The following is an 18,596-nucleotide window of genomic DNA, read 5'->3' on the forward strand; positions in this document are numbered from 1 at the left end:
ATCCGCGCCTCCATGACCGGAGAACAGCGTTTCTGTGGCTCTGCGGCAACTGGCATCGCACAAGTCACGTCAAATCAGGTCAGGTTAGGCATCCAGGTGCGGAGGGTGGGCGGCGCTGAGGGTGAACGGTGAGTTGGTCTGGACCTCTTGACAACGGAATTGGTCTGGACCAACTTGGGTGCCACGCGGTGGCCACCGTCCCCGCTCACCGATCCCCCGTCACGACTCCCCTCTCGGAGGCCCAGGTGGACTTCGCACGCAGACGCAACAGACGGACCGGCCGGACCCCACGGAACATACGGACGCGTATCTGGGCGGGGGCCGCCGTCGGTGCCCTCGCCCTCTCCCTGTCGACGGCCGTCGAGGCCTCGGCGGCCGACATCAACAACGCGCGGAACGCCGGCTTCGAGTCCGGCCTCGCCAACTGGACGTGCTCGGCGTCGAGCGGCGCGACCGTGTCCTCCCCGGTGCACGGCGGTACGGCGGCCCTGCGGGCGACCCCGGCGGGCCAGGACAACGCCCGCTGTTCGCAGTCGGTGGCGGTACAGCCGAACTCGACGTACACGCTCTCCGCGTGGGTGCAGGGCGGTTACGCCTACCTGGGCGCGACGGGCACGGGCACGACGGACGTGTCGACGTGGACGCCGGACAGCTCGTCGTGGAAGCAGCTGTCGACGACGTTCACCACGGGTGCGTCGACGCGCTCGGTGACGGTGTACACGCACGGCTGGTACGGACAGGCCGCCTATCTCGCCGACGACGTGTCGGTCTTCGGCCCGGACGGCGGCGGCGGTACGGACCCGGGTCCGACGGTCCCGTCCGCGCCGACCGGCCTCTCGGTCCCGAGCACCACGTCGTCCTCGGTCTCCCTGGCCTGGAACACGGTCTCGGGCGCCACGGGCTACAACATCTACCGCGACGGCACGAGGGTCACGGCGGTGACCGGCACCTCGGCGACGGTGACGGGCCTGGCCGCGTCCACCTCGTACTCCTTCCAGGTCACGGCGACGAACTCGGCCGGTGAGTCCCCGCGTTCGGCGGCGGTGACCGGCAGGACCACGGCGGGCGGCGGCGGGGGCGGCAACCTGCCCAAGCACGCGGTGACGGGGTACTGGCAGAACTTCAACAACGGGGCGACGGTCCAGCGGATCTCGGACGTCCCGGCGGCCTACGACATCATCGCGGTGTCCTTCGCCGACGCGACGGCGACGCCGGGCGCGATCACCTTCAACCTGGACTCGGCGGGGCTCGGCGGCTACACGGTCGCGCAGTTCAAGGCGGACGTCGCCGCGAAGAGGGCGGCCGGCAAGAAGGTCGTCCTCTCGGTGGGCGGCGAGACCGGCACCATCTCCGTCAACAGCGCCGCGTCCGCGACGGCGTTCGCGAACTCGGCGTACGCGCTGATGCAGGAGTACGGCTTCGACGGTGTCGACATCGACCTGGAGAACGGCCTCAACGCGACGTACATGACGCAGGCGCTGCGGTCGCTGTCGCAGCAGGCGGGGTCGTCGCTGATCCTGACGATGGCGCCGCAGACGATCGACATGCAGTCGACGTCGAACGCGTACTTCCAGACGGCGCTGAACGTGCGGGACATCCTCACGGTCGTCAACATGCAGTACTACAACAGCGGTTCCATGCTGGGCTGCGACGGCAGGGTGTACTCGCAGGGCTCCGTGGACTTCCTCACGGCCCTGGCCTGCATCCAGCTGGAGAACGGCCTCGCCCCGTCCCAGGTCGGCATCGGCGTCCCGGCCTCCAGCCGGGCGGCGGGCAGCGGCTACGTGGCCCCGTCGGTCGTCAACGCCGCCCTCGACTGCCTCACCCGAGGCACGTCCTGCGGCACCTTCAGGCCGTCCCGCACCTACCCCGACCTCCGGGGCGCGATGACCTGGTCCACCAACTGGGACGCGACCTCGGGCAACGCCTGGTCGAACGCGGTGGGACCCCACGTGGACGCACTGCCGTAGCACGACGCTCGTGAACGGGGCCGACGCCCGGGACCCTTCAAGGAGTCCCGGGCGTCACTCGTGCTCATTCGAATCGGCGGGTGACGATCCAGTACTCGTCGGCCTCGTCGGTCACGGCACAGAGAAACGAGCCGTCCACGGACAGGCAGACGAATTCAGCCTTGCCGACGGCCTGGTGCACACGTGATGGCAGCCCCGCCCGTGCCGTGTGCTCACGAACTCGGAACCAGCCCACCCGGGACGATCCCGGCCCCCACAACATGACCAGGAACTCGCCTCCGCCTCCCGCGAAGAGCGGCGCAGCCTGCTCCTTCCAGTGCGCGTCCAGCACGTGGAGAGCATCCGCACCCCGACCTGGCACCGTCACGGCCGGCCGCGCGTTCCCGCTGGTGGCTACGAGCAACGCGGCGGTGGGGTCCATGGCTTCGGAAATGGGCGGAAGTCCCGTCACCTCGAGCCCGCAGTTCCGGATGGTCGCTTCCCAGTCGATCCCGCCATCCTCGTCGAGCAGATGCGCGCCTGTCATGATCCCCAGCCGTCTTGGTAGAAGAAGTGATGGTCGCCGCCCGGCTTGTTGATCGCATCGTAACGCTCCCACGTGTCCCTGTACCGGAAGAAATCTCCGGGTGAATTGTCCCAGCCGAAATTGACCCCGCTCCTGCTGGCGTCCACCTTTGGTTGGCCCGCGTGGAAATGGGGTCCGGCCTTGTCGAAGGTGTGCTCCACTACGACTCGCGATCCATCCGCAGTCTCGAACTGCCGGAACCTGCCCAAATGCTGGGCATTGTCGGAGTAGAAATATCCCGGCATGTGGGCAAGATGCTTTACGTCCGTGACGATCCATTCCGCATCCGGTGTCGACCCGTACGGCACTCCCGCCGCTTCGAAGGCTGCGCGCTCTGCTTCTTCGCGACGATCGAACGGGTTCCCTTTCTCCCCTCTGGGGTAGTCGGGAGCGAGTCCCAGGGCATCGGAGAACCTTTGGGGGTTGGGAACGTATGTCGAGGGATTCGGGGCCGGTGCCAGGCCAATGGGATCCGGAGAAAGATAGCGGGCTGTTTCCGGGTCGTAGTGTCTGAAGTAGTTGTAGTGCAGGCCCGTTTCCGGGTCGTAGTACTGGCCCGGGAAGCGGAGGGGGGTGTACGTCGTGCTGGATGTCGACCAGGTTGTCGTGCCCCACAGGGTGCTGCGGGTGTGCCAGGACAGGTGGCCCTGTTCGTCGACGAGTTCGGTCGGGGTGCCGATCAGGTCGGTGACTATGGCGAAGAAGCGGGAGTCCACTTCCGGCTGACGGGCGTCCGGTGTGAGGATGCGTTCCGTTTGGGACAGGGGGCGTAGGCCCTGGTGGTCCCAGGTGACGGCCACCGGGTGGGGGAGGTCGGGAGAGACGGTCGTCTGTTCGCAGAGTGTTGTGCCGTCCCACGTGAAGTCCACGCGTTCCGTGACCGTTTCGCCGTCTTGCGACATGCGGAGTTTCGAGGTGCGTCGGCCCAGCGGGTCGTACGTGTAGCGCCAGCGTGTGCCGTCCGGGGTGAGGACCGACCGTAGGCGGTCCTCGGCGTCCCAGTCGTAGCGCCATGTGTCCGGCTTGCGGGACAGGCGGGGTTTCTGGCGGAGGGTGATGCGGCCCAGGGCGTCGTGCTCGTAACGGACGCCGCCCGCACGGGTGATACGCGTGCCCTCGTATGTTCGCTCGCCGCGCGCCTCGCCGCCCGGGTGGTCCCCCGGCCACGACGCCGATGTCTGGTTGCCGGCCTCGTCGTAGGCATAGCGTTCGGTCCAGTCCGCGGCGTGCACCGCCGTCACCCGGCCCGCCGTGTCCACGTCGAAGCGGCGCGCGCCGGAGAGTTCGTCGTCGACGCCGATCAGGTTGCCGTCGGCCCGGTACGTGTACGTGCGGTGCTGGAGCCTCGCGCCCGCCACTCCCGTCACCGACTGGGTCGAGAGCCTGCCCAGTTCGTCGAAGGTGTGCTCCAGCGTCACCGCCTCGCCGACCCGCCGGGTCAGTTCGCGGCCCGCGTCGTCGTACGTGAAGTCGACCGCGCGGCCCGACGCCACCATGCCGGTCCGGCGGCCCGCCGCGTCGTACGACCACGTCGTCGTCGCCCCTGTCGGGGTCGTACGGCCCGTCCTGCGGCCCAACACGTCGTAGGTGTACGTGACTTCCCGGCCGTTTACCGCCTCCGAACGTACCCGGCCGTCCCGGTCCCGCAGGATCGTCAGCGTCGTACCGTCCGGGCCGGTCGCCTGCGCCAACTGGTCCGTCAGGTCGTACGCGTAGCTCGTGACCAGGCCCGCCGTGTCCTTGCGGAGCACCTGATCGAGTGCGTTGCGCTCGAAGGTGATCATCTCGCCGAGGGCGTTCGTGCGGGAGGTCAGCGCGCCCGCCGCGTCGTGGGCGTACGTCAGCGTGCGGTCGTCGAAGTCCGACTCCGCCACCAGGCGGCCCGCCGGATCGTACGTGTAACTCCATTCCAGGCCCTGCGGGTTGACGACCTTCGTCAGGCGCAGCTCACTGTCGTGCTCGAATGCGTACCGGACTCCGTCCGGGCCCGTGCGGGCCGTGAGCAGGTCGAAGTCGGTGTACTCGAAGCGGGAGACGCCGCCCGTCGCGTCCGTGTGGCCGGTGCAGTTGCCCTCGCCGTCGTACGTCCACGACTCGGTGGTGCCGTCCGCCGACGTGCGGTGGGACAGTTGGCCCTCCGTCGTCCACCTCAGGCGGGTCACCGCACCCGTCGGGTCGGTGATCGTGACCGGGCGGCCGAACGCATCGCGGGCGTAGACCGTCGTCGCGCCGAGTGGGTCCGTGATCGTCAGCGGGAGGCCCGATCGGTCGCACGTCACCGTCGTCGTCGCGCCCAGCGCGTCCGTGACCGACGTCAGGTGGCCCGCTTCGTTGTGGGCGAAGTGGGTCGTCCCGCCCGTCGGGGACGTCACCGACGTGCGGTTGCCACGTTCGTCGTACGTCTGCCGCCAGATCGTGCCGTCCGGGTTGGTCACCGTCACCGGGCGGCCGAGGTCGTTGTACTCCGCCCGCGCCTCGCGGCCGTCGGGGCGGGTCACCGACAGCAGGTTGCCCGTCTCGTCGTAGCGGAAGGACGTAGTGCGGCCCAGGGCGTCCGTACGGGACAGAAGGCGGTGGTGGCGGTCCCGCCGCATACGGGTCACCGCGCCGAGCGCGTCCACCTCCACGACCACCTGCCAGGCCTCGTTGACCAGGAAGCGGCGGGTGTGGCCCTCGGCGGTCGTGGTGGTCGTGACCCGCAGGCCGGATTCCGGGTCGGTCCCGTCGTACGACAGGCGGAGCGTCATGTGGCCCGCCGTGCCGCCCTCGGCGACACAGCGGTCCTGGTCGTCGTACTCGTACGTGTAGCCGCGGTCGTTGGTGTCCGTCCAGGACGTCACGCGGGCCGACTCGTCGTACGTGAAGCGGAGGGGCAAGCCGGAGGAGTTGTAGACCTCCGTCAGGTTGCCGTCCGTGTAGCCGTAGCGCCTTAGTTCGAACTCCTCGGACCCTGCCGCCAGGTGGAGGGCCGTGACACGGTCCTCCGCCGTCTCGACCCGGACGCGGTGGCCGCCGCTCGACGCGACGGACAGCGGTATGCCCTCGGAGTCGTGTTCGAAGATGATCCAGTTGCCGTTGCGGTCGTCGATCTGTTCCAGCACGGCGAGGTCGTCGCCGCGGTCGGCGAAGTGCCGGACGTGGCCGGTCGCCGGATCGGTGATCGTATAGCCGTCGTCCTCGCGGCGCAGCGGCCAACGCGGGCCGTGGCTCGGGAGGGTGGGGAGGTCCGGTGCCGGGTGAGGGTAGGCCAGGACCAGGCCGTCCGCCGTGACGAGGACGACTCCCTCCGCGTCGATCTCCAGACGCTCGTCGAGGGTCGAGGACCAGGACGGGCCGAACCAGCGGCCCAGGTGATAGCCCGACTCCACGCGCCGCTCGATCAGCAGGGGCAGCGCGCCGGGGAGGGCGACGTCCGTCTGCGGCAGGTACATCCTGCCGGTGGCCAGGTCGATGGGGTCGGTACCGTCCTTGACCCGTTCGCCCTCTCTGCGGGCCAGTTGGTCCGGGCCGCCGTCGAGGCTCTCCCTGGCGCCCTTCTGCGCCGCCGACTCCAGCCCGTCCTTCGCCGCGAGCCGCAGTCCGGCGCGGACCGCGCCCAGCCCCTTGGTCCCGACGAGGTCGGGTACGAGCCGCCCCAGCCCCTCCGAGGGGTCCTGCTTGAACCCGTCCCACGCCGTCCTCAGCGTCCGCTCGGGCTGCATGCCCGCCGACGCCAGACCCGACAACGTCATGCTCACGTTCTGCAGGTACGCGGCCGGGTGGGTGAGGTTGTACGGGTCCACCGGGTTCAGGCCGCGGACGAACGTGACGATGCCGGCCGTGCCCTTGACCACGCCGCCCACGAAGTGGGTCAGTTCCAGGCCGTTGGCCGTCATGCGGTCGGTGACGTCGGACTGGAGGCGGTCCAGGGCGGACGGCTCGGCCGGGGCGTGCGCGAGGGCGGCCCGTACGGACTTCTCGGCGGTACCGCCGGCCTCGTTGCGTTGCCGGCGGGCCTCGTTCAGGATCTCGTGGGCACGTCTCACGTCGGCCGTGCCCGGGTCCTTGAAGGGCTCCGGGCGCGGGCCCGGGTCGCCGTCCCCCTTGATCGCGGCGTTGTACGCGTCGACGCGCTTGTTGTACGCCGTCACCGCGTCGTCGGACGCTTTCTTGCCCTTCTTGTACAGGTCGATCGCGTCCTGTGCCTGGTCCTGCGCCCACTTCACGGTGTCGGCGTACGTGTCGAGCGCCTTGGCCGCTTTGTCGCAGGCGTCCGCCGCGTGCAGCCACTTGGTGGGGTGCACGGCGAACTTCTCGCGGAAGGCGTCGGCCGCCTTGCCCTTCCACTGGCCGGAGTCGAGCTTCCGCATACCCTGGCCGACCTTGTCGAAGGCCGTGTGGAAGTCCTTGAGGTGCTTGGCGCTTTCACGGATGGTGCCCGGGTTGCCGTGGATCAGTTCGTTGGCCTGGTCGGTCCGGCCCAGCTGCTGCTCGCCCGGCGTGGCGCCCAGGTCGGAGGCGAGTCCGTCGCCGAAGTCCTCGACCTTGTCGGCCAGACCCTCGGCGCCGACGTAGTCAAGGCCGTCGCCGAGAAGGTCGGTGTTCTTGTCGACGGCCTCACCAACGAACCTCTTGCCCGCGTCCCAGCCGTCCTCCAGCTTTCCGAGCCCGGAGTTGATCGCGTCGCCTATGCCCATCAGTCGATGTCCCCGCGCAGATACGTGGGCTCTGGCGGCGGCTGCGACTGGGCGCGTTCCTCGGCGGAGGGACCGAAGGCCTCGTCCAGGAACGCCTCGTACTCCTCGTCGCTCATACCCGCCGCCCGCTGCGGGTTCAGTGGGCTGATACCGGACGTCGCCATGGGGGACGTCATCATGTCGCGCGAGGCGTCCATCCAGCCCTGCCTGCTGTTGGCGTAGGCATCCTCGACGGACTCCTTGCTGTAGTCCGCGTCGGCGTAGGCATGGTTCTGCGCCAGCTCGCCCCAGCTCATGGCGGTGACCTCGTCCTCGGTGGCCTGCGGGTTGCCCATGAGCGAGTTGGCGCCGACCTTGAGCATGCCGTCGACGTACTGGTCCGTCTCGTGGAGCGTGCCGGCGGCGAGTCCCACACCGGACGCGAACCTGTTGCCCTCGTTCACCAGCGAGCGCACCCCCCACTCCCAGCGCTCGCAGAAGTCCCCGAAGGCCGACGTCAGTCCGCCGTGCCCCAACTCAAGCCCGGACAGGGCGATGTCGGAGAAGCCGCGGCCCACACCCGCGTCACCCTGCATGCCGAGCTCCTTCAGCTCGTCCAGGGTGAGGGTGATGCCCTCGGCTATCTCGTTCAGCCCGATGGACCGCAGGTCCGTGCCGTCGGTTCCGGTCACCTGGATGTCTCCCCGCCCTGCATCGGCTGCCTACTCCACGTCCACGTTGTCGTCGCCGCCCCACAGGTCCACGGCCGCCGCGTCCGGCACGATCCCGGCGACCGGCGGGAACAGCGTCCCGTCGTCGTCACTCCCGACATCGAGGGCCACCCCGCACGGAACGCCGGCCGAGGGCACGGCCACGTCGAGCAGCCGCGCTCCCAGCACCCTGCGATACGTCCACCCGCGGCCCCCTTCGCCCCTTGCGAGTGCGAATCGGGCCAGGGCCTCCTCGTCCGAGAAGGCGTAGATCCAGCGGACGCCGCCGTGGTCGCCGGTGAGGGGCGCGGCGGCTTCCGGGTCCGGGCCGGCGAGGGGTACGAGGACCGGGGTCCGTCTGAACTCGCCCAGCAGTGCGGCGAATTCGCGGCGCCTTGTCGTGGGTCCGGCGGGCTCGTCGCCCGACTGTGACACCTCCGCCGCATCCGGCGGCTCGGCCATCTCGGCGTACTCCGACAGCCGCGACCGGCGTACGCCGCCCGCGAAGTCCGCGCCCTTCTCGCCCGTTCCGCCCGTCTCGCCCCCCTGTTCGACCACCCCCGAATCATCACATCAGCACATTGCGTAACGCAACGCCGACATCCGGCCGAGCGCGCTCCCCGCGCTCCAGTGAATCCGCGCCGCAACAGGGGCACCAATTCGTGCTGGAAATCGCGAATCCCGGCACGATATCCACCGTAGATTTCCCGAGGCAACTTCCTTCTTGACGGGGGTTTCTGACGTGTCCTACGCTCCGCAGCGTCAGCGTGATCCTGGTTCTATTCCTCTGCACGGAGAGGCATTCAGATGAACGCTCAGAACGAGTTCACCTCGGACGATTCCGACGACAGACGGGTTCTCCGTCGTCGCCTTCTGACCGGCGCCGGAGTCGCCGGAGCGGCCGCGATCGCCGGTCAGCTCGGGGCGTCCGAGGCCTCGGCGGCTCCGAGCCGTACCGATCTCTTCTACTACTGGGAAGCCCAGCAGAAATCCCTCGGATTCTCCCAGGGCGTCCGCGTGGACAACACCATATGGCTCTCCGGAACAGCCGCCCTCGACAAGGACTTCAACCCGGTTTCCTCCGGCGATCTCGGCGCCCAGATGAAATTCGTCTACGCCCGCGTCAAGGAAAGCCTCGCCAAATACTCGCTCGATTTCCGTCATGTCGTCCGCGAGAACATGTACGTCACCGACATGGCCGCCCTCGTCGAGGCCCTGCCCTATCGCAAGAACATCTACGGCAGCGGGCCTTTCCCGACCTCGACCACGCTCCAGGTCCAGCAACTGCTCCAGCCCGGACTCATGATCGAGATCGAGGTCACCGCGTGCAGGGCGTTGCCCTAGCGGACGTCAGAGGGCTCTCGGATCAGAAGAACTCCGACCACGGCTGGTCCCAGATCTGCTTGACGCACAGGGCCAGGAACAGCAGGCCCGCGATCACGAGCATCGTGTTGCTGACGGCGCCGCTGCGCCATTCCCGTGGGGTGCGGGGCGAGTTGAGGAGCCAGAGCAGCGTTCCCGCCAGGAACGGCAGGAACGCGGCGCCCAGTACGCCGTAGATGATGACCAGGCGGAAGGGCTCGCCCTGGAAGAGCAGGACCATCGGGGGGAAGGTCAGCCACAGGAGGTAGACGCGGAAGGACCAGGAGCGCTCGCGGGCGCCGGACGCGACCGCGTCGCCGCGCAGTTCGGTCGCGTCGCCGTCGCCCTTGTTCGCGTACCGGGCCACGAAGTCCGCGAACATCAGGCTCACGCCGTGCCACACGCCGATCAGGGACGTGAAGGACGTCGCGAAGAAGCCGATGAGGAAGAACTTCGCGGTCGCCGTGCCGTACTCGTCCTCCAGGATGTCGCCCAGCTGGATCAGGCCCTTGTCGCCGCTGGCGATGGCCACGTTCGCGGAGTGCAGGAGTTCCGCGCCGACGAAGAGCATCGAGACGACGAAGATGCCGGTGGTGATGTACGCGACCCGGTTGTCGAGGCGCATGACCTTCATCCAGCCGGTGTTCGTCCAGCCCTTCGCGTTGACCCAGTAGCCGTACGCGGCAAGCGTGATGGTGCCGCCGACGCCGCCGATCAGGCCCAGCGTGTTGAGGATCGAGTCCTTCTCGTCGGGCAGTACGGGCAGCAGTCCGGCGAAGGCCTCGCCCAGGTTCGGGGTCACCCTGATCGCCAGGTACACCGTCACCACGAACATGACGCCCACCAGGACCGTCATGACCTTCTCGAACACCGAGTACTTGTTGAACCAGACGAAGACCAGGCCCACCAGACCGCAAGCGATGCCCCACCACTCCAGGTCCATCACGTCCGGGAACAGCGCCTGGAGCGGCAGCGCGCTCGACGACATCGCCGCGGCGCCGTAGACGAAGCCCCAGATCACCACGTAGACCGCGAAGAACCAGGTCGTCCAGCGGCCGAGGCTCGCCCAGCCGTCGAACAGGGTGCGGCCCGTGGAGAGATGCCAGCGGCCGGCCGCCTCCGCGAGGGAGATCTTCACCAGGCAGCCGATCACGGCCGCCCACAGGAGGGTGTAGCCGAAGTTGCTGCCCGCGATGAGGGTGGCCACCAGGTCACCGGCGCCGACGCCGGTGGCGGCGACCACGATGCCGGGTCCGATGTAGCGCCAACTGGATTTGCGCGGGCCGCTCTTCGGATCGTCGGGGGTCACTGTCTCCGAGGTGTTTCCCGTGGTGTCGGCCATGAACGTCAAGTAAGCGCAAAGGTCACGGGCCGACAAGAGGGCCTGCGGCGATCTTCACTCGATGTGCTCAGCCAAACCGGCACGAATGAGACGCCGGGGGTCGGGTCGCTCCGGCCGAGGCGTACGGGGTGAGCACGCGCACGGGCCCCGGCGGCCGGGCATGCCACCGGGGCCCCGCTGGGGTCGCGTGTCCTACGGCTGTCGCCGACCGCAGCCGTCGCACGCGCACGTGCCGAGCTCGAACCGGACGGTCTTGCCCGGCCCGTCCTGCTGACAGCCCCAGCGCCGGGCGAACGCGGCCACGAGGAACATCCCGCGACCGCTCTCCGACCGGAGAGCTGAAGCACGGCTCCAGGGTGGCCGCCCGGCTCACGCGCGGCACGGGGAGGACTACCCCAATCACTACCTGCGCCCCGCCACCCGTACCCGCACCCACTACCGGTCCCGTCCTACCCGTACTGCAACCGGACCGTGGCCCCCGCCCCCTGTCCCTCCCCCGCCCCGTCCCGCACATCCACGTACGCGCACACCTGCCGGGCGAACCACAGCCCCTGCCCCCGCTCCGGCCCCAGAGCGCCCCGCGGGGGTACGAAGCCCACCAGCGGGTCGCCGACGCGGCGCGGCACCCGCAGCTCGCACACACACGCCGGTGCCGTGCCCCAGGCGAGCACGGCCGGGGACGGGGTGGCCAGCTCTGCGGCCGCCTCGGCGACGGCCGCCCCGAGGAGTGCGGCGTCGGCCGGGCCGAGTCCGCGGGCGCCGGCCCAGGCGGCCACCTCGGGCACCGGTACGGCCTGCGCGTCCCCCGGCGGCGGGGGCAGTGGTACGGCCGCGTCCAGTTCGGCGGTGAGGCGGTACGGGTCCTCGTAGACGCCGGTGTCCGGGTGCGCGCGGCGGGCCTCGGCGATCACGGCCCGGCCCGCGGTGCGGGTGTCGTAGACGCACAGGGCGGTGGTCGCGAGCGGCGCGAAGAGGAGGTTGGCGAGGGACTCGTAGCGGATCCACTCGGTGCTCTCGCGGGCCGAACTGCCCGCGCGTCCGCCCCAGTCGGGCTCCATGAGGAGGTGCAGGCGACCGCCGGGGCCGGCGTGCTCGGCGAGGTAACCGGCGGCGCGGGATATCGCGTTGGCGGCCGTGCCGGTGTACCAGTCGGTGTGCGGGATCAGGGTGACGGGCGGGTCCTGGTCGAGGGCGTCCCGCAGGAGGGCGAGGCGGGCCGGGGCGACGATCGCCACCGGCGAGGGCTCGTCGGGGGCCGCGAGGGCCTCGGTCAGGAAGGGCAGCGCCGCCTTCAGGAACTCCTCGTCCGTGTCGAAGACCGCCATGCGGTGGTCGAACGGGCCGTGGCCGGCGTCGGGTCGGGTGCGCGTGCTCATGGTTCCCCCAGCTGGCGTTGTGGTGCGGTGCGGTTCGGTTCGGTTCAGTTCGGTTCGGTTCGGTTCGGTGAACTCGGGCGAACGGGGCTGTACGTCAGCGCTGTGCCGTCACCCAGGCCGCGATCTGGCTCCGGCTGGAGAAGCCGAGTTTGCTGAGGATGCGTTCGACATGTCCCTCGGCGGTGCGGCGGGCGATGACCAGACGGTCGGCGATCTGCTGGTTGGCGAGCCCCTCGGCGACGAGCCGCGCGACCTCGTTCTCACGCCGGGTGAGCGGGGTGACGTACGCCGGGGGCGCGGCGGTCGGCTCGGGTCTGCGTTCGTCCAGGGCATGGGCGACGATCTCCTCCAGGCCGAGCGAGCCGCCGTGGTCGTACGCCCGCCGGAAGGCGTCCACGCCGACGGCCTCGCGGGTGCGGCTCTCGACCTCGCGGCGGGCGGAGTTGAGGGCGTCGGAGCCCCAGCGGTTGCGGTCCACGTCGGCCCAGACGCGGTCGGCGCCGCCGAGCAGGACCGCCGCGCGCTCGTACGCCCCGCTCTGGCAGGCGATCCGGGCGAGCAGGTCGAGGGTGAGGCCGCTGCCCAGCACGTCGTGGACGGCCCGCTTGAGGCGCAGCGCCTCGCGCGCGTGCCGTTCGGCCCGGGGGAGGTCGTCCTTGCCGGCGTAGGCGAGGGCGAGGATCCGCAGGACGTAGGACAGCACCCATTCGTCGCCGTGCCGTTCGCACAGCCGCCGGGTCTCCTCGCAGACGGCGATGGCCTGGTCGGGATGGCCCAGGAAGGCGAGCGCGCAGGCGAGTTCGACGCGGTCGAGTCCTACGAGGCTGAGGTGCTGGCCGGGTACGCGGCCCCGGGCGACGGTGGCCCGGAAGTGTTCCAGGGCGGCCGTGAGGTCGTCGCTGAACAGACCCACGACACCGATGGCGTACTCGGCGTGCGCGGCCTCCGCCAGGTCGCCGAGACTCAGGGCGAGTTCCCGGGCCTCCTCGGCCCGCCGGCGGCCCCGGGTGAGGTCCTCGGGGCAGACGGCGAGCAGGGCGGACGTCCAGAGCGCGCGGGCACGTTCGCGGGTCGGCCCGGGGCTGGCTTCGAGAGCACGGTCGAGCCAGTAACGGCCCTCGCGCGGGGCACCGCAGGCATGCCAGTAGAACCACAGGGTGCCGGCCAGCCGGAGAGCGGCGAGGGGGTCGCGGGGGGCACCGGGCGGCGTCGTACTCGCGTCACCCGGGGCCGGGACCGGGACCGGGACCGGGGCATCGCGGCCACCGCAGGAATCCCCCGGGCCCGCGAGGGCGAAGGCCAGCGCTGCTCGGAGGTTGTCCTGGTCCGCCCTGAGCCGCGCGACGGTCTCCGGCTGGCCGGGGCCGAACCACCCGCGTTCGCAGTCGGCGGCCAGCCGCTGGACCCAGTCCAGTTGGCGGCGGCGGGCGGCGCTCTCCTCGCCGGGCCGGGCGCGCAGCTTCTCCAGGCCGTAGTGGCGCAGGGTGTCGAGGAGCCGGTAGCGGACCCCGCCGGGCCCGGGTTCACGGCACAGCACGGACTTGTCGACGAGCCCGGCGACGGCTTCGAGGACGTCGTAAGGCCGGAGCCACCCGCCGTCACCGGACAAGCCCGCGTCACCGATGTCGCCGGACGAGCCCGCGTCACCGCCGTCACCGGACAAGCACTCGTCACCGCCGTCACCGGACAAGCCTGCGTCACCGGTGTCGGCGCAGACCGCCTCCGCCGCCGCGAGGTCGAAGCCGCCCGCCAGCACACTCGCCCGCGCCCACACCAACTGCTCCTGCGGGGTGCACAGTTCGTGGCTCCAGTCGACCGCGGCCCGCAGGGTCTGGTGGCGGGGCAGCACGGCGGGGCTGCCGGTGGTGAGCAGCCGGTAGCGGTCGTCGAGGCGCTCGATGAGCTGCTCGACGCCGAGGACACGCATCCGCACGGCGGCGAGTTCGATGGCGAGGGGCAGTCCGTCGAGGCGGCGGCAGAGGCGGGCCACGGCGGGGCGGTTGGCGGCGGTGAGCCGGAATCCGGGGACGACGGCGGCGGCCCGGTCGGCGAAGAGGGTGAGCGCGGGTCCGGGGCGGGCGGCGAGGTCGCCGTCCGGGTCGGGGACGGGCAACGGCCGTACCTCCAGGAGGTGTTCCTCCGTGAGGCCGAGGCGCCGGCGGCTGGTGGCGAGGATCCGGACGCCGGTGGTGCCGTGCAGCAGGGCGGCGGCGAGTTCGGCGCAGGCGTCCGGCAGATGCTCGCAGTTGTCGACGACGAGCAGCAGCCGGCGGTCGCGGACCTGCTCCACGAGCGCGTCGAGGACCGGCTGTTCGGAGTGGTCGTGCAGACCGAGCGCGTCGGCGGCTGCGAGCGGCACGAGCGCCGGGTCGTGCAGTCCGGAGAGGTGCACGAAGCGCACGCCGTCGGGGAAGGCCCGTTCGACGCGGGCCGCGATCCGGGCGGCCAGCCGGGTCTTGCCGACGCCGCCCGGACCGGTCAGGGTGACCAGCCGCGCCCTGGCCAACAGCTCGCGGCCTTCGGTCTGTTCGGTGCGGCGGTCGACGAAGCTGGTCGTCTCGACCGGGATCCGGCCGTCCCGCCGTGGTGCTGATCCGCCCATGATCAGCCTGTCCTCTGGGATGGGGGTGCGGGAAGCCGGAGTGGAGAACGGGGCTCCCCTTGCGCGGAGTGTCCACCCTCTCCCGGGCCTCACATATATGCACGTCGGGGTCACACCCCTGGGTGTACTTCGCCTGTCAGCGCATGTGAGAGGGCCCGCGCCACGTACACTTCGCGGCCGTCCGAGCGCGCGGGGAGCGTCGGGGAGAGCGCGGTTCCGGCCACGCGCCCCACCCCCCACTCTTGACCTGGTCATGCCATCACTCCACGATGAGCGCCACCACCCGCACGCCGCACAGAAGACGCACAGAAAGAACCACCCCCCGCTCCACTCCCCACTTCCGGAGATCCCGGAATTCCTGGAGAACCAAGGAGATTTCATGCGACTTCGCATACGAGGCTCAGGCGCCGGCAACGGCAGACGCAAGGCCGGACTCGCCGTACTGCTGGCCCTCGCCCTCGCCGCCCCCGTCTCGGCGACCGCGACCAGCGCCACCGCCGACGGCGCGAGCAGGCCGAAGGCCTCCGCGGACGACATCCGCCAGTACGAGGTCCACATCCACTCGACGGCCGCGGACCGTACGGCGATCCAGCAGGCCGGCGTCACCGTCGACGAGGCCGACCAGCACGGCGTTGTGGTCTCCGGCCGCGCCGACCAGATCAAGAAGCTGCGCTCGCTCGGCTACGAGGTCACCCTGCTCGGCGCCGCCCCCGACCGCTCGGCCGGCGAGGACGACGTACGGCTGCTCGACTTCCCGTCCGCGGACTCGCGCTATCACAACTACACGGAGATGACGAACGAGATCAACTCGCTCGTCTCGGCCAACCCGTCGATCGCGAGCCAGCGGGTCATCGGCCGCTCCTACCAGGGCCGGAACATCGTCGCCGTCAAGATCAGCGACAACGTGGCGAGCGACGAGGCCGAGCCGGAGGTGCTGTTCACCCACCACCAGCACGCCCGTGAGCACCTCACCGTCGAGATGGCGCTGTACCTGCTGCGCGAGCTGACGTCCGACTACGGCACCGACTCCCGGGTGACCAACATGGTCAACGGCCGCGAGATCTGGATCGTGCCGGACGTCAACCCGGACGGCGGCGAGTACGACATCGCGAGCGGCTCCTACCGTTCGTGGCGCAAGAACCGGCAGCCCAACTCCGGTTCCTCGTACGTCGGTACGGACCTCAACCGCAACTGGAACTACCGCTTCGGCTGCTGCGGCGGCTCGTCCGGCTCGACATCCTCCGAGACCTACCGCGGGCCGTCCGCCGAGTCGGCGCCCGAGGTGAAGGTCGTCGCCGACTTCGTGCGCAGCCGGGTGGTCGGCGGGAGGCAGCAGATCACGGCGGGCGTGGACTTCCACACGTACAGCGAGCTGGTGCTGTGGCCGTACGGGTACACGTACTCGGACACGGCGGCCGGCATGACCGCCGACGACCGCAACGCCTTCGCCGCGGTCGGGCAGAAGATGGCCGCCAGCAACGGCTACACGCCGGAGCAGTCCAGTGACCTGTACATCACCGACGGGTCCATAGACGACTGGCTGTGGGGCAACCAGAAGATCTTCGGGTACACCTTCGAGATGTATCCGGGGTCGGCCGGCGGGGGCGGGTTCTACCCGCCCGACGAGGTGATCGAGCGGGAGACCTCGCGGAACCGGGACGCGGTGCTGCAACTGCTGGAGAACGCGGACTGCATGTACCGGTCCATCGGGAAGCAGGCCCAGTACTGCGCCTAGGCGGCATCCGGTGCGTGGGGAACTGTGGGTCCGTCGTGGCCGGTCGCGCAGTTCCCCGCGCCCCTACACCGCGTCTTCCTCGACCTTCTCGTTCTTCTCGTTCTGCTCGTTCTGCTCGTCTTCCTCGAAGTAGGCGTCCAGGACCGCGTCCAGTTGTTCGTCCCACTCCTTGTGGTCCGACTTGGACCCGGCCTCGATCTCGATCGGGTACCAGCGCCGGTCGGGCGTGTGCACCGTCACGGTGAACCGCTTGCCGAAGCGTGGTGACTCGGTCTCGATCGCGCCGATCTCGTCCCAGCGGAACTCACACCGCTCCTCGTCGAGGCTGAGGCGTACGCCCGCCGCGTCGGCGACGATCCGGGCGCGACGGTCGGCGGCCTCGAACACGGGGCCGTCGGCCTCGTCCGTGTCCGCCTCCTCGTCCTCGTCCTTGTCCGGTTCCGCCTCGGACTCGTCCACCGCTTCGGGGGCCGCCTCCTCGGAGGCACCGTCGTCGGCGGACTCGGCGGCGGCCGTCTCCGCCGCCTCCTCGACCGCGTCCTCCGGCTCCGCCGGCGCGGGCGACGTGAGCCCGGGGATGTGCGCCGGGTTCACACCGGCGTCCAGGGGCTGACTGCTCGTACCTATGCGTTGCTGCTCCACAGCCCCGCAGTATGGTCGACGAACCTGTGTCAGAGACAGCCAGCCCCTACTTCGTTATACGAATCTCGCCTTGCGGACCGGCTAGACGAAGACGCTCAGGACCGCGGCCACCGCGAATCCGGCCACCGAGAGCACCGATTCCAGGACGGTCCAGGTCTTGAGGGTGTCCCGTTCGGTGATGCCGAAGTACTTGGCGACGATCCAGAAGCCGCCGTCGTTGACGTGCGAGGCGAAGATCGAGCCGGCCGAGATCGCCATGATGACCAGCGCGACGAAGGGCTGCGAGTGGTCGCCCTCGGCGAGCAGCGGGGCCACGATGCCGGCCGTGGTGACGATGGCGACCGTCGCCGAGCCCTGCGCGACCCGCAGGACCAGGGAGATCAGATAGGCCAGGACCAGGACCGGGAGGCCGACGTCGTTGAAGGTGTCGGACAGCGCCTGGGCCACCCCGCTCGCCTTCAGTACGGCGCCGAAGACGCCGCCCGCGCCGACGACCAGCAGGATGTTGCCGACCGGCTTCAGGGAGGACGTGGAGACCGTCTCCAGGGAGCGGCGGGACCAGCCGCGCCGGATGCCGAGGACGTAGTAGGCGAGCAGCAGGGCGATGGTCAGGGCCACGAACGGGTGGCCGAAGAACTCGATCACCGAGCGGAGTGTGGACGGGTCGAGGGCGATCGAGGAGAAGGTGGCCGCGAGGATCAGGATCAGCGGCGTACCGATGATGGCCAGAACCGTACCCAGGGCGACCGGTGCCTCGCGGGGCTCGACGCCGCCGGCACGCTGTTCGGCGAGGACCGACTCCTTGGCCTCCTCGGCCGCCTCCAGCATGTCCTGCGGGACCGGCACGAAGATCCGGCGGCCGATCCAGGCGGAGAACACCCAGGCGGCCAGGACGGCCGGGATACCGCAGACGATGCCCATGAGGATGACCCAGCCGAGGTCCACGTGGAGCAGACCGGCGGCGGCGACCGGGCCCGGGTGCGGGGGCAGGAAGGCGTGGGTCATGGAGAGGCCGGCCAGCAGGGGCAGGCAGTAGAGCAGGATCGACTTGCCGGAGCGCTTGGCGGCGGCGTAGACGATCGGCGCGAGGACGAAGATGCCGACGTCGAAGAAGACCGGGATACCGAAGATCAGGCCGGTGAGGCCCATGGCGAGCGGGGCGCGCTTCTCGCCGAACAGACCGAGCAGTCTGGACGCCAGCACCTGGGCGCCGCCGCTGACTTCGAGGATCGCGCCGAGCATGGTGCCCAGGCCGATGATGATCGCGACATGGCCGAGGATGCCGCCCATGCCGGACTCGATGGTGGAGACGGCGTCGGAGCGCTGGACGGTGCCGAAGAGCTCGGTGACCGAGAGGCCGGCCGCCAGGCCGACGGCGATGGAGACCGCGAGCAGCGCGACGAACGGCTGGAGGCGGACCTTGATGATCAGGAAGAGCAGCAGGGCGATACCGAGCGCGGCGACCGTGAGCAGGCCCGCGGTGCCGTCGACGAGCAGGAGCAGGCCGCCGGTGTGGGGTGGGGTCGCGGGCGCGTCGGCGGCGAGTTGAGCGGATATGGGGGACATGCGGTGGTCCTCTGGCTAAATGCATGGGGCTTTCGGGCAGGGGGGATCGCGGCACGGCGTCCGGTGCGCTG

The 18,596-nt window shown here is 70.2% G+C and carries 12 protein-coding genes and 1 pseudogene; 3 read left to right on the top strand and 10 right to left on the bottom strand.

The annotated features are described in order from the left end of the window. Window positions 1-245: 245 nt before the first annotated feature. Window positions 246-1,970: a chitinase gene (locus tag ACIQAC_RS11940; RefSeq protein ID WP_402189497.1), complete on the top strand. Its 1,725-nt coding sequence runs from the start codon at window positions 246-248 to the stop codon at window positions 1,968-1,970. 64 nt (window positions 1,971-2,034) lie between these two features. Here the strand turns inward: ACIQAC_RS11940 and ACIQAC_RS11945 are convergent, their stop codons facing one another. The 4 genes from ACIQAC_RS11945 to ACIQAC_RS11960 are packed head-to-tail and all read right to left on the bottom strand — an operon-like array spanning window position 2,035 to window position 8,362. Further along, window positions 2,035-2,496, bottom strand: coding sequence for a hypothetical protein (locus ACIQAC_RS11945; protein WP_402189500.1), 462 nt, complete (start codon window positions 2,494-2,496; stop codon window positions 2,035-2,037). Next, entirely contained in the window at window positions 2,493-7,211 is a 4,719-nt protein-coding gene (locus ACIQAC_RS11950) for a putative T7SS-secreted protein (RefSeq protein WP_402189502.1), read from the bottom strand. The genes ACIQAC_RS11945 and ACIQAC_RS11950 overlap by 4 nt, the downstream gene beginning before the upstream one ends. Then, window positions 7,211-7,882: a hypothetical protein gene (locus ACIQAC_RS11955; protein WP_402189504.1), complete on the bottom strand. Its 672-nt coding sequence runs from the start codon at window positions 7,880-7,882 to the stop codon at window positions 7,211-7,213. The genes ACIQAC_RS11950 and ACIQAC_RS11955 overlap by 1 nt, the downstream gene beginning before the upstream one ends. Window positions 7,883-7,912: 30 nt before the next feature. After that, complete coding sequence (locus ACIQAC_RS11960; RefSeq protein WP_402190662.1) at window positions 7,913-8,362, bottom strand: hypothetical protein; 450 nt, start codon at window positions 8,360-8,362, stop codon at window positions 7,913-7,915. 345 nt (window positions 8,363-8,707) lie between these two features. Between ACIQAC_RS11960 and ACIQAC_RS11965 the strand changes: the two genes are divergently transcribed. Next, a complete protein-coding gene (locus tag ACIQAC_RS11965; protein WP_402189507.1) occupies window positions 8,708-9,244 on the top strand; it encodes a RidA family protein in 537 nt (178 codons plus the stop codon). Between the two features lie 22 nt (window positions 9,245-9,266). Here the strand turns inward: ACIQAC_RS11965 and ACIQAC_RS11970 are convergent, their stop codons facing one another. From ACIQAC_RS11970 to ACIQAC_RS11985, 4 genes and pseudogenes are all read right to left on the bottom strand, one after another. Beyond that, window positions 9,267-10,604: an Nramp family divalent metal transporter gene (locus ACIQAC_RS11970; RefSeq protein WP_402189510.1), complete on the bottom strand. Its 1,338-nt coding sequence runs from the start codon at window positions 10,602-10,604 to the stop codon at window positions 9,267-9,269. A gap of 192 nt (window positions 10,605-10,796) precedes the next feature. Continuing rightward, window positions 10,797-10,943 (bottom strand): annotated as a pseudogene (locus tag ACIQAC_RS11975) (ATP-binding protein); the annotation flags it as partial. Between the two features lie 110 nt (window positions 10,944-11,053). Then, window positions 11,054-11,980, bottom strand: a complete 927-nt coding sequence (locus ACIQAC_RS11980) for an MEDS domain-containing protein (protein WP_402189513.1) — start codon at window positions 11,978-11,980, stop codon at window positions 11,054-11,056. 94 nt (window positions 11,981-12,074) lie between these two features. Continuing rightward, a complete protein-coding gene (locus ACIQAC_RS11985; RefSeq protein WP_402189514.1) occupies window positions 12,075-14,582 on the bottom strand; it encodes an ATP-binding protein in 2,508 nt (835 codons plus the stop codon). A 379-nt stretch (window positions 14,583-14,961) separates the two neighbouring features. Between ACIQAC_RS11985 and ACIQAC_RS11990 the strand changes: the two genes are divergently transcribed. Beyond that, window positions 14,962-16,317 carry a M14 family metallopeptidase gene (locus tag ACIQAC_RS11990; protein WP_402189516.1) on the top strand — a complete coding sequence of 452 codons (1,356 nt, stop codon included), beginning with the start codon at window positions 14,962-14,964 and terminating at the stop codon, window positions 16,315-16,317. Between the two features lie 63 nt (window positions 16,318-16,380). Here the strand turns inward: ACIQAC_RS11990 and ACIQAC_RS11995 are convergent, their stop codons facing one another. Both ACIQAC_RS11995 and ACIQAC_RS12000 read right to left on the bottom strand, forming a co-directional pair. After that, window positions 16,381-16,959 carry a hypothetical protein gene (locus tag ACIQAC_RS11995; RefSeq protein ID WP_402189519.1) on the bottom strand — a complete coding sequence of 193 codons (579 nt, stop codon included), beginning with the start codon at window positions 16,957-16,959 and terminating at the stop codon, window positions 16,381-16,383. Window positions 16,960-17,040: 81 nt separating this feature from the next. Continuing rightward, window positions 17,041-18,525 (bottom strand): GntP family permease, encoded by a 1,485-nt coding sequence (locus ACIQAC_RS12000; RefSeq protein ID WP_402189522.1) that lies wholly within the window; start codon window positions 18,523-18,525, stop codon window positions 17,041-17,043. Window positions 18,526-18,596: the final 71 nt, after the last annotated feature.

This window comes from Streptomyces sp. NPDC088387, assembly GCF_044753385.1.
Lineage (GTDB): Bacteria > Actinomycetota > Actinomycetes > Streptomycetales > Streptomycetaceae > Streptomyces.